Source organism: Limosilactobacillus reuteri (assembly GCF_002254085.1).
Classification (GTDB): domain Bacteria; phylum Bacillota; class Bacilli; order Lactobacillales; family Lactobacillaceae; genus Limosilactobacillus; species Limosilactobacillus reuteri_K.
The window spans coordinates 42,874-54,800 of the sequence record NZ_NGPY01000005.1 but is presented as its reverse complement, the minus strand read 5'-3'; the positions used below and the strand labels follow the sequence as shown (position 1 = coordinate 54,800).

General features: G+C 40.5%; 9 protein-coding genes and 2 pseudogenes. 4 read left to right on the top strand and 7 right to left on the bottom strand.

Going from position 1 to position 11,927, the window contains the following annotated elements:
* Positions 1 to 108, top strand: a pseudogene (locus CBG10_RS01485) (IS30 family transposase); the annotation flags it as partial.
* Positions 109 to 147: 39 nt separating this feature from the next.
* Here the strand turns inward: CBG10_RS01485 and CBG10_RS11420 are convergent.
* The 3 genes from CBG10_RS11420 to CBG10_RS11410 form a co-directional block, all read right to left on the bottom strand.
* On the bottom strand, positions 148 to 495 hold the full coding sequence (locus CBG10_RS11420; protein WP_225361485.1) for a hypothetical protein: 348 nt from the start codon (positions 493 to 495) through the stop codon (positions 148 to 150).
* 55 nt (positions 496 to 550) lie between these two features.
* A complete protein-coding gene (locus CBG10_RS11415) occupies positions 551 to 787 on the bottom strand; it encodes a hypothetical protein (protein WP_029507826.1) in 237 nt (78 codons plus the stop codon).
* A 69-nt stretch (positions 788 to 856) separates the two neighbouring features.
* Complete coding sequence (locus CBG10_RS11410) at positions 857 to 1,003, bottom strand: hypothetical protein (RefSeq protein ID WP_225361483.1); 147 nt, start codon at positions 1,001 to 1,003, stop codon at positions 857 to 859.
* A 266-nt stretch (positions 1,004 to 1,269) separates the two neighbouring features.
* Between CBG10_RS11410 and CBG10_RS01475 the strand changes: the two genes are divergently transcribed.
* The 3 genes and pseudogenes from CBG10_RS01475 to CBG10_RS01465 all read left to right on the top strand — a co-directional run bounded on the left by CBG10_RS01475 (position 1,270) and on the right by CBG10_RS01465 (position 2,738).
* On the top strand, positions 1,270 to 1,800 hold the full coding sequence (locus CBG10_RS01475) for a GNAT family N-acetyltransferase (protein ID WP_019251586.1): 531 nt from the start codon (positions 1,270 to 1,272) through the stop codon (positions 1,798 to 1,800).
* Between the two features lie 62 nt (positions 1,801 to 1,862).
* Positions 1,863 to 2,301 (top strand): annotated as a pseudogene (locus CBG10_RS01470) (low molecular weight protein-tyrosine-phosphatase).
* A 158-nt stretch (positions 2,302 to 2,459) separates the two neighbouring features.
* Positions 2,460 to 2,738, top strand: coding sequence for a hypothetical protein (locus CBG10_RS01465; protein ID WP_019251585.1), 279 nt, complete (start codon positions 2,460 to 2,462; stop codon positions 2,736 to 2,738).
* Between the two features lie 54 nt (positions 2,739 to 2,792).
* Here CBG10_RS01465 and CBG10_RS01460 read toward each other — a convergent pair whose 3' ends face one another.
* The 4 genes from CBG10_RS01460 to CBG10_RS01445 form a co-directional block, all read right to left on the bottom strand.
* Positions 2,793 to 3,836 (bottom strand): hypothetical protein, encoded by a 1,044-nt coding sequence (locus CBG10_RS01460; RefSeq protein ID WP_094511423.1) that lies wholly within the window; start codon positions 3,834 to 3,836, stop codon positions 2,793 to 2,795.
* A gap of 209 nt (positions 3,837 to 4,045) precedes the next feature.
* Positions 4,046 to 4,603 (bottom strand): elongation factor P, encoded by a 558-nt coding sequence (gene efp, locus CBG10_RS01455; RefSeq protein ID WP_003664757.1) that lies wholly within the window; start codon positions 4,601 to 4,603, stop codon positions 4,046 to 4,048.
* Between the two features lie 258 nt (positions 4,604 to 4,861).
* Entirely contained in the window at positions 4,862 to 5,971 is a 1,110-nt protein-coding gene (locus tag CBG10_RS01450) for a PTS transporter subunit IIC (RefSeq protein ID WP_080707472.1), read from the bottom strand.
* A 356-nt stretch (positions 5,972 to 6,327) separates the two neighbouring features.
* Positions 6,328 to 11,799 (bottom strand): mucin-binding protein, encoded by a 5,472-nt coding sequence (locus tag CBG10_RS01445; RefSeq protein ID WP_094511422.1) that lies wholly within the window; start codon positions 11,797 to 11,799, stop codon positions 6,328 to 6,330.
* Positions 11,800 to 11,927 lie beyond the last annotated feature (128 nt).

Below are 11,927 nucleotides of genomic sequence, written 5' to 3'. Positions count from 1 at the left end.
GTATCACATCGTCGCAACAATATCCCACGAAAATCTCTTAATTATCGTACACCATTAGAAGTATTCTTGAGTCATGTCACAGAAGAACAACTTTCACCTTTTTTCTAATTTAAATTGACATTTCAGGGGAAAATAAAATACACAATATTAATTATTGATCATTAATTTTTCAGTAAACTTTTTACCTCCTTTTATCTCACAAAAGTTCAAATGGCCACTTGTTGTCTTATGAGCGAGGAGAATTTGAATTGCTTGTTCACACAAAATTTTTGCTGCTGAGACCTCTTCACATGTTTGAACATAGAAAGATAGTTGGCGAAGTTTTATTGCTAATTGACTTCGCGCCTTGGTTAAGGTTAGAGCTAGTAACTGTTTATAATCACTAATAAAGAACCGTGTCTTTCGTCGTTGCAAAGCATAGTTAATTGAATTACTCTTAACCCGGTGAAGGTCTTGAACGGTAAGGCCGTGTTGACGGAGGAGGTAATTAAACATTGTAATCTGCTGGTCAACTTGACGCCAATCTGTCGCAATATCGACTCGTAATTTCTTAATCTCTTTTTTTGGTAAGACGGTGAGTAACTCCTTGCTTTAATTGGTGATATAAAGTTTGCAGATCTTGATAATCGCGTTGGTGGAGCGGGAGGTCAACTCGACTAAATAAGTTACATCGCTGGTAAAGGATCGTTCCTTCGTGGTTTTTAAATCCTTGATGAACAACAACAAACTGAAATTTCTTTTGTGGAAACAGATAACCAGATTGATAAGCCAAAAGGATGCTATCCATGTACAGATTAATCTCATTAATTCCGGCCTGAATCTCTCTAGCAATCTTTTGAGGAATGCTAGCATGCTGCTAAAAATGAGAAATGCCTAGAGATAACTGACGACCACTTGTACGAGAACGTAAGATAAATTGATTTTTTAAACGCCGACCACAATCACAATAAAGATTGTCGCCAGGGTGGTCATGTTGCCGCTGATACCACGGGTCAATTACCATTCCCTGAAACTCCCAATCAGTCTGTTTAAGATAGTGATGGGTATGAACATCGCATAACAGGTAAACTCACTCAAAGCCTGAACCTGATTGGCCGTTAAATGTTGTAAAATAGTTTCTCGCTGTTGGCGGGTCAACGTAATAATTTTATCCATCCTCTCATCCCTTTCTTAAAATACTGTATTACTATATCAGAACAAATGTTTGATTTCAAATTGTCTATTTAATCCTTTTCTGGTAAAATATTTAATTACAAGGAGTGATATTATTTGGATTTAGACATACAGCCCGTGAGGTTGAGTTTAAAAGAATATAAACAAGTTAAACAATTATATATGCGCGCATTTCCGAAATATGAGCGAGAACCGTGGACGTGGTTGCTCATCAAGAGTAAGTATCAACGCGCTGACTTCATGGCCTTCTATGACCAGGAACAGTTTGTTGGGTTTGCTTATGTTATTCACAGTCACGGTATGCATTATATTTTATATCTCGCAGTTAATGATCAAATCCGTTCTCAAGGATATGGGACACGGATTATTAATGAGCTTCGTAGCCTTTACCCTGAAGATTCACTTGCCCTGGATGTTGAGCAACCCAATCCTCAGGCGGCAAATAATCAGCAACGGTTACGACGACTTAAGTTTTATCGGCGCAATGGCTTTTTCCCAACTCCAAAACTTTTCAAAGAGGAAAAAGTAACTTTCCAAGTGTTAGCAACCAATAAAAAAATCAACCAAGGCAAGATTGATAAGGCCTTTGAGTGGTTCTCATGGCCTCTTGGTTGGCTGATTCAATAAATATTTCAATTTTACTAGTTTAAGGTTGTTGAAAAACGTTTTTGTTTTTTAACAGCCTTTTTATGAAAGTAATTTTTGCTTGCCTCGGTAATATTTGCCGCTCACCAATGGCGGAAGCGATGTTCAAAAAAATAGTTGCAGAAGCTGGTGTTGCTGATCAAATTACTGTTGGCTTAGCCGGCACAAGTAACATTGCAGAAGGTCCACCTGCTGATAGTCGAACAAAAGCTATTCTTGATAAATATCACATTAAAGACGACGGAATGATTGCGCGACAGTGACTATTATGACGCCGATTATATTATCGCAATGGATCAGATGAATGTCCGAGATGCAAAAAATATGGCGCCAGCTGGGTTAGAAAATAAGGTTCACGGAATCTTTGAGGATACCCCGGGAAAAGAAAAACGTTATATCGTTGACCCTTGGATTACTCATCGATTCCAAGATACTTATAATAGCTTAAGCGAGTCCTTTCCCAATTGGCTTGTTGAAAATTAATTAGCTGTTTTAATTTTCTATGTTCATTTGATTAAGAAGAGTTGAAAGTGGTTAATATTTGATAGCAACTAAGATAATTCTCTTCCCTATTGTCTTAAAGATCGATAATATATGTTGCAATCACCCAATATAAATTTTAATTTGAGGAGGGACTTATTATGAAATTCCAAAGTACTACTAACTCACCGATTGGCAAGCGCTTTGTTATTCTTGTTGCTTCTCTGCTGTGCGGTTTATTCTTAATCAACCACCGAGTATCAGCAGCTACTCTTGAGGCGCCTGCGAATACCACAACTGTACTATTTGAGTCGAAGGTCTCTCCCGTTAAAATTATCTCTAGCAATGAACTTTTGAAACGGGAATACGCGGATCTGCGGGCAAAACGACAACTAGAGAATGAACAAGTTATAACTAATCTCAATAGTGAAGAAAATTAATTAACTAATCATCAAAAAAGCACGACTGAAAAATTTACAGCCGTGTTTTTCTTTTTATCGGTAATGAAGGTCGTCAAACTTCTTATCAGCGTTCTGTTGCGCCATATCCTTTGATTGGTAATAAACAGCATCTACCCAGTTTTCAGCGCCACCGCCAACAACTAAGACTTTAGCTTGCTTACCATCAATGGTTTCTGTCTTCACCGCATATGACTCACCATCGCCAGCACTTTGGGTCCAACCGCGAACATTTAACCAACGTTCGCCATCAATATTTAGATAGCTCACTTTTCCCCAGTTCTTGGTTGCTTTTTGAACATCTTCGTTAGTATAGTTATCTTCATCTTCACCAAATTGCGGATCCTGCTTGTAAAGCTGAGTAGTTCCGCTATCGTCATCATAACTGTATGTGTAAGAATGAGGTCCAAAAGTCATGGTTGAATCAGCATCATTATCTGCCGAATACCATGTTCCCTGCATTTCGCTCGGAACATCAATAGTACCAATGCGGCCATACTTATGATCATTGCCAGAATTACTGGTGCTTACTGAGGAATTGCTATCACTACTACGCTTATCAACTACCTGCGCCTTAGCAGCTAGGTCATTAACGAGCTTCCCTTGACCTTCTTGATTAACATAATTAGCCATTTCCGACTTTGAGATCGTAGCAAGTTTGGTACTTTTTTGATTCTCCTTGACGTTTTGGTAGATATTTACATCATCGTTATTAACAGTATAAACCAGGCCCTGTGACTTTCCACCAGCAGTTACATCGTAAGCTACTCCTTGCCCGCCATCACTTAATTGGTATTTAGAACTCGGGTAAAGATTTACCTGTAATCCCTCTCTTTGCGCTTCTTTAGCCATAGCAGCCCAATTTCCACCATAACGAAGGCCGCAATACGTACTAATCAAACTGACAGCTTCTTGGGGACTCATATTATCACTATTAACTTTCACATTACTTTTAGCCACTAATAAACTACTGCTTGATGCAGATGAAGAATTAGTCGCTTTATTGTTAGCCTGATTTCCACAACCAGCCAGCAATAGGCCCATTCCCGTGACCATTAAAAATCCTATTTTCTTATTCATATTAATACTCCCATAAAAAATGAGGCTGGAGAAAACTTTTGTTTTCTTCCAGCCTCAACTGCTTTTGTGAACAATAGAAAGATAACGTGGAAAATAACCACAAGGCTCGAGTCTAAGTACGAACGATAATCAGCCCGTGCCGTGCTAATCATCGCCCTAGCTTAGCCCACCCCCTTGTCGAGGGGGGGTATTTCCCACTTCAATTTTAATTAAGCCCGTGACTTGTAGCTACCATCAGTTGTGTTGATGATTAACTTGTCACCGTTCTTAATAAATGCAGGAACGTTAACAACTAAACCAGTTTCCATCGTAGCAGGCTTACCACCACCATCGATAGTAGCACCCTTAATCATTGGTTCAGTTTCAGCAACAGTTAATTCAACAGTGGTTGGTAATTCAACCCCAATGATGTCGCCGTTAACAAAGTTTAAGATAACCTTCATGTTTTCAACAAGGTAGTTCTTGTCGTCACCAAGCAAGTCATGGTTTAAACTGTATTGTTCGTAGCTTTCAAGGTCCATAAATACGGCTGAGTCACCTTCGTCATAAAGGTATTGAGCAGAACGCTTGTCAACATTAACTTGTTCAACCTTTTCAGATGGACGCATAGTAGTGTGGACAATTGAACCTGAACGGAGGTCTTGGATGTCCATTTGCATTAAAGTGTTACCCTTACCAGGCTTGTGGTGGTTGATTTGAAGAACCTTTAATAACTTACCGTCACGTTCAAAAACCATACCTTTTTTCAAATCAATTGTTTGGATCATAGTATAAAAACTCCTTCATATAAAACTGAACTCTTTTACCGATTAATGGTGCTTTACTTTAAGCAGGCCTTAATCTTGGGCTTCGTTCCGTGCCGTTAATCATAGATAGTTACCATCTATAATTTACATTCACTGTCTATTGTATCACATTCCCTAACCACAACAATAGCAGTTGTTAGGATGTTTTATCAATCAAAAAACTGTCTGCCTATTTTACAATTTTCAATAGACAAACAGCTTTTTCTTTGACCGGTATTTCTAAACTAACTCAAGATGTAATTGCTTTTCACCAATGAATCCAGCGCGCTTAAGGACAAGGTAAAGAGCAATTGACAAGACAGCGGGTACTACCACACCGAAAACCATGTAGGTGCTGAACTGAGACCAGCCACGTGATAAGTAAGCGATTGGTGCAATCAAGGAGTTTAGTCCCAATCCTCCTAATGTCGATGTTGAACGGAAATCAAACAGAACTGTTGCGATTGGTGCACAAACCGCTGCTGAAACAACCGTTGGGACCAAGAGATAAGGATTGATGAGGAGATTAGGAAATTGAACTTTAGGTGTAACAAGTCCTTGGGCGATATTTGCGCCAAGGTTATTTTGCCGAAATGACATCGCAGTAAAGCCAACAAATTGAGCAGTAGTCCCAATCAAAGCAGCTGCCGAAGAGATCGGATCAAGCATCAACGCAACGGCCAAGGCTGCAGAAGAGGCAGGCGTCATCAGAAATAGGGCCCACACAACGGAAATTACCATTGATCCTAAAACTGGTGAAACTTGCATCGTATGCGCAATGTAGGCAGATACAGCAAGAAGCGCCGGCGTAACAACTGCCGCAACTACTAGGCCAAAACCGATTCCCACGGCTAGCGCACCAAATGGGACAAGCACCATATCAAGCGGTGTCTTCCCCGTTAAGTACTTGCCGACGAGAACTGCAACGATCGCCGCCAAAACAGCAGAAACAGGTTGCCCAGTAGTAAAAACTGGCGCTCCGGCTGCCGCTACAGTTGCTTGCCCAGTTGCAGTCATGCCTTTAAGGGCCGTATCAGTAAAATGAACCCCATTTGAACCAACAGTGGCTGCTACCATTGATGCAAATGTAACTAAGGTATTCGTATTCATTTGTGAAGCAACCGCAACTCCAATAGCAGGCGCTAATAATGCTTGGGCTTCCCCACCAATTAAGGTAAGAACATGAATACCTGTCAAGTTACCAATTGTTTGGGTTAATAGTCCGCCTCCTAGAACGACCAAAATAGCATTAGCCACCGCCGCAAAAATTCGGTAAGCCACTTCCTTGACTTTCGATGAATTTTGATAAGTTGCATTAGCTTTAGAATTGCTAACTTGATTTTCCATCATTAACGCCTCCTTATAATTTATTTTTGATTAATGATTGTTGTTAGTTTAATCGACTCAGAATTAAAAGTCAATTATATTTCTAATGACATTTTAATGTTAATCAAATCTCTTATTTAATAAATATTTCATTCTCAATTACATTAAAAGAAAGCCTTTTCATAAAAATATATTAAAGTTTCATTAAAAAAAGAGATAACAAACATTTCTGCTTGCTATCCCTTTATGCGTCGAGTTTGTTGCTATGAATCTGTTAAGCCACTATCCATTGCATTATGTGTTAAGTCATTGCAATAAACCATCTTCAAATTAACCACAACTCTCCGCATAACTTATCTTTGACACTTCAAAGAATTATACTAATCTCCTTTGCGTCGTTTCTTTCCTGCAGCCAATAAACCAGTTAAGCCTAATGCAGCTAATCCAAGGGCAGTAGCTGAATTGTTTTCATTACCAGTTTGTGGTAACTCCTTAGCTTCTTGCTTAACAGGGGTAGCTGGCACTGCCTTTGCTGGGGCTGGCGTCTCTGCTTGTGGTGCAGCAGAAGTTTGAGGAGTTGCCGGTTCATCTGGTTGTGGTGTTACTGGCGTCTCAGGAGTTACTGGTGTTGGCGTCGTGTAAACGACTGGCGTATCAACAGTTGGGTGCGCTGGCGTTACCGTTGGAACGTTTGGTGTCATTCCAGGAACTGAAGGCACTGGTTCATTTGGTACAACCTTAGTTGGATCAGTTGGGTCATTGGTGTATGGCACAGCTGGAACATTTGGAATTGGGTTGCCGCTTGGATCAACCGGTACAATGTTTCCAACCTTAGTGTAAGTAACCGTATCTTCAATATTCCGTTGAACAGTTTCCTTAGCTGGAACATTTGCCTTATCTACAACGTAACCATTGATTACTGGAACCTTAACTTCATTATAGCTGGCTTTATCAGCAGTCCATTCTTCGTCAGGGTTAATGATTTGACCAGTTACCTTATCGATAATTAATGTCCGAGTCCAAGTTGAAGTTTGTACATCGTCATCACGCATCTTGTTCCCGTTATTGTCCACGAAGTGAACCGTTGAAGTGTATTCCTTCGTGTAAGTGTCCTTAGCAGGCCACTTTGGACCATTTGGTTCATCAGGGTTTACTGGTGTACCAGGTTCATGTGGATTGTTTGGTCCTACCGGAGCATGACCATGCTTCAAGACAACAGTAAAGACTTGGTTTTGGTCTGCATTATCATCAAAGGTTGCTCCAGCTGGGAAACCATCAGTTACAAGAACATAACCTTTTGCTTCCAATTCCTTAATTTGGTTAGCCGTACTGTAGTCAATTACAGTACCCTCCTTACCAGTCAGGTTACCGGAAGTTGCGATTTGAACGTTGTTATTATCTTGGTCAACATAGTTAACAATCGCAATTTGATCAACTGCTGGCTTGGGATTTACTGTATCTGGCGTGTACTTAACGAGTGTATCAACACCTGGATCAGTCGGTTTTACCGTTGGTACTTCCGGCTTGTAGCCTGGAATTGTTGGTACTGGTTCGTCTGGAGTAACCTTGGTTGGATCCGTTGGATCGGTTGGGTATTGTGGTGTTGGAGCATCCGGAATTGGAGTGCCATTTGGATCAACCGGAATAATCTTGCCGTTTGGTACATAAGTAACTGTAGCTTCTTGATCTTCCATCGTTACAGTTTGTCCATTTACTTGAGTTCGATCAGCATGGTATCCAGAAACAACCGGTGTTGGAACATTACTGTAATTCGTCTTATTACTTACCCATGCTGTTGAGCTGATAATCTTACCAGTCACATTGTCAACCGTAATAGAACGAGTCCATTGTGCGTTCTGCACGTTGTCAGCTGGGTTATTATTTCCCGCATCAACATAGTGGACAGTAAACTTAACATCCTTAAGGTAATCAACATCTTCATTAGTTACCTTCGGTCCGTCTGGGTAGTTAGGGTTAATTGGTTCACCCGGTGTACCTGGTTTATCCGGTTTGAAGGTCGTTGTACCATGCTTCATAACAATTACGAAGTGTTGGTCCGTGTTGGCGTCATCATCGAACTTAGTGCCACTAGTGAAGTTTGAACTTACAAATTCGTAACCGCGACCTTCAAGGGCAGCCTGAGCAGCTTCAGTACCAATGAAGACAATATTTTCATCCTTGATACCATCGGCATTGAACTTAGTAGTAACACCGTCAACAATAATTTGTTGATTGTTGCTATCTTGATCAACAATTGTCGAGTCAGCCTTTTGTACTTGGTTGTAAACAACTGGCGTATCTTCAGTTGGCTTATCTGGAGTTACTGTTGGAACACTTGGGGTGTAACCAGGAATTGTTGGTACTGGTTCATCTGGTGTTACCTTCGTTGGATCTGTCGGATCGGTTGGGTAACTTGGGGTTGGGACATTCGGAATTGGCTTACCACTCGGATCAACTGGAATAATCTTACCAGCCTTCTTGTAAACTACTTCCGTCACAACGTTTGGATTATCAGTAGTTGCTGTCAATCCACCGGCAGTTGTAACTTCAGCAACGTAGCCATCAATTACTGGAACGTTAATTGTGCCGAACTTGTGGCTAGTTTTATTCCATGAACCTTTAGTAATTACATCCCCGGTTACCGCATCAACAATATCCGCCGTCTGGATAAATTCACTGGTTTGAACATTATTTTCATGAAGCGTGTTGCCATTTTCGTCAACAAACTTAATCGTCTGGGATGCTGGAATGTTTTGCGCATTTTGCTCGACTGTTCCGTTATCTTCATAACTAACAGTAACAGTGTAACTCTCATCCCCATGGTTCAATGCCACACTCTTGACATCATTACCGTCAGCATCTCGACTAACGGAAACCACATGCATTCGAGCAATACTTGGCGATTCAACCCCCTTGACATCTTGAGCTGATGTCCAAGTTAACTCGCCAGGGCCTGTAATCTTCCCATCTTCACCTGTGACCAATTTGCCTGTAACTTTATCAACTGTCCCTTGAGCAGTAAAGTTAACCGTTTGATTAATCGGATCGGCTACTTGCGCACCAGTCTTAGCATTTACATAGTTGATTGTCCGCGTAACTTCTTTTTGTAAATCGGTCCTGTTGTAACCAGCCCCTGGATGTTCTGGATTGACTGGTTCAGTACCATGCTTCATCACAATAATAAAGTGTTGATCGTTATTACCGTCGTTATCAAAAGTCTGCTCGACATTAAAGTCTGAACTAACGTATTCATAGCCAAGACTTTCAAGCGCATTGATTGAATCACCATAGCCAGTAAAACCAATCTTGGTATTTTCAATTCCATCAGCGTTGAACTTAGTCGTGATGCCTGCAACAATAATTTGTTGGTTATTGTTATCCTGATCCACGATTGTTAAGTCCGCCTTTTGAATCTGGTTGTAAGTAACTGGAGTGTCCTTACCAGGATCAGTTGGGGTTACTGTTGGTTGACTTGGAACCCATCCTGGAATATCTGGAACTGGTTCATCTGGCGTTACTGCTGTAGGATCAGTTGGTTCAGTCGGATATTGTGGAGTTGGGACATTTGGAATTGGCTTGCCGCTTGGGTCAACCGGAATAATCTTTCCATTTGGAGCATAAGTAACAGTTGTTTCAATGTCATCTTGCGTAACAGCTGTTGCAGGAACAATTGCCCGATCAGCATGGAACCCATCGATTACTGGAGTAGCTACTTGATCATATTCCGTCTTTTGACCAGGAACAATTGACCAATCTGTATCGTATTCTCCATCCGTAACAAGTTCATGGGTAACGGTATCAATTGTAACTGTCCGACTCCACTGTGATGTTTGAACATTATCGGCTGGTGTCTTATCGCCCGCGCCAACATAATGAACAGTTGCTTTAACATCTTTAAGGTAGTTGGATGGATCAACATTTTTGTCTGGATGATCAGGGTTAACCGGTTGTTGCCCATGCTTGAAGTGCACTTCAAAGACGTTCGCACCATCAGCGTATTTAGCACCCGCGGTAAAACCATCTGATACTAATTTGTAACCTTGACCTTCAAAATTAGCAATTGAATCCTTAGTTGAGTAGTCAATTGGGTCGCCAACATATCCCTTAAGATCATCAGCTTTAAGTTGAGTATTAGTCGTATCATCGATGTACTTGACCTGCGCAGTGGCATCCTTAGCGTACTCATAAGTTACAACATAATTATATGGAGTAAATTGACCGTGATCCGCGCCATAGGTTGTCCGTAAAGTGTAACCATCAAAGGTCTTTGGCGTTGTACTCCATTCACCGGCAGAGTACCAATGCTTTGTTGCATTAATCCCATCATTAGTTTGGTCTGGATTGTTTTTATTGAAGGCAATCACTTGGTCATCAGCAAGCTTGTTCCCCTGCTCGTCAATAAATTTAACAGTCACTGGCTTGTTTGGAATTAGGTTAAGAGATGTGCTTCCCTCATTCCAGTTGTAGTAGTCAGTATTCTTGTGGTAATTAAAGGTTCCCATGTAAGTGTAACCTTGATTATGATACTTCTTAACAAGGTTATCAATCTTAGCTTCAATATCACCATTATCATGTTCATAAGTTAACCCCTTAACTCCTGAAACGTTAAATACATCAGCAGGATCAATCGTATCCCACGCTGGGCCAAAATATTCACCATATTGGGCACCTGATCCCTTTTGACTGTCCTTAGGGTTAGGATTATCCATAATCTTCTTATACTTAAAGGTATGAACTTGATAATTTAGATTTCCTTTAGATTGAACATTGTTATAAGTATCAATAAAAGTTGCCTGATCGTCTAACCGATACCCAGGAATATCGATGGCTTGAAGAAGAAACTTCGATGGACCAATATCCTTGTTATCGCCATGATTATAAGCATAACTAGCTGTAGTGGAAGCATTTGCACCAACAGATGAAGTTGAGAGCACTTCTCCTGTATCTTCATCAATATAACGAACTAGGATTGGGGAAATACGGGCATACCGAAGGGTAATATCAACATCCTTATCTTTAATCCGGGCCATATTACCATTCATCGAAAAGTTTTCATCAAGGACTTCAGGATTTAATAACTTGTAACCCGTTGGTGCCATCCCAAACGAATATAGACTAGTACCTGTCTTACCTTCTCCATTAAAAATACCATTTTTAAAATTGTAGTTAAAAATATATGATGAGGTAACTGGAGCTGCACCAGTTGTTACATCAACAGCCTTAACGGTGATTTTATAAGTCTGATTAATATTTTCATTTACCGTTGGAGTTGCAGCGACTTTTTGTGCAGTTAACCCTTGGACACCAATTGCATGTTCAGCTGATGGGGTCGTTATAGGGATAAATGTTTCAGTCTTTGGAGTTTGAGCGACTTTTGCATCACTATTGTTTTGCGGTGCACTGCTTGTATTATTTGATGCAACAGCTGCTGATTGCTGATTAGCAGCACTAGCAGAAGTGTTATTAACAATTGCAGACGTTGCACTACTCATTGCCGCAGAGGCAGCGCTATTAACAGCAGCTTCATAATCGTTAGCGACTGATGTATCAATATTACCAGCGGGATTGATAACAGCGGCAGAAGCATTTTGTGCAGCATTAGCGGCCGCTGCCTGCTTCATCGTTGCAGTGCTAGCAGAAGAAACAACAAGGTTATGATCAGTTTGTTCCGCACTAGCACTTCCGGAATTAGATGTTGAATTTGCATCAGTTGTATCAGCAGAGGCGGTACTGGCAAAAGTAACACCTAACAATACAGAAGCAACCCCAACGCTTAGCTTTTTAATCGCAAACCGTTGCTTAGTTGGTTCATTTTTCTTAATTTGTTCTTGAAGGTTTTTATGAGATAGCATTTTTCTATATCCCCCTTAATCAATGGATAAGCTAAATTATTAGGTGTCCAAACATGCATCGCAACTTATTTTCACCTTTTAAATATAAAACTTATTCTTAAAATTACAACTCAATTGCCGAAAATTAA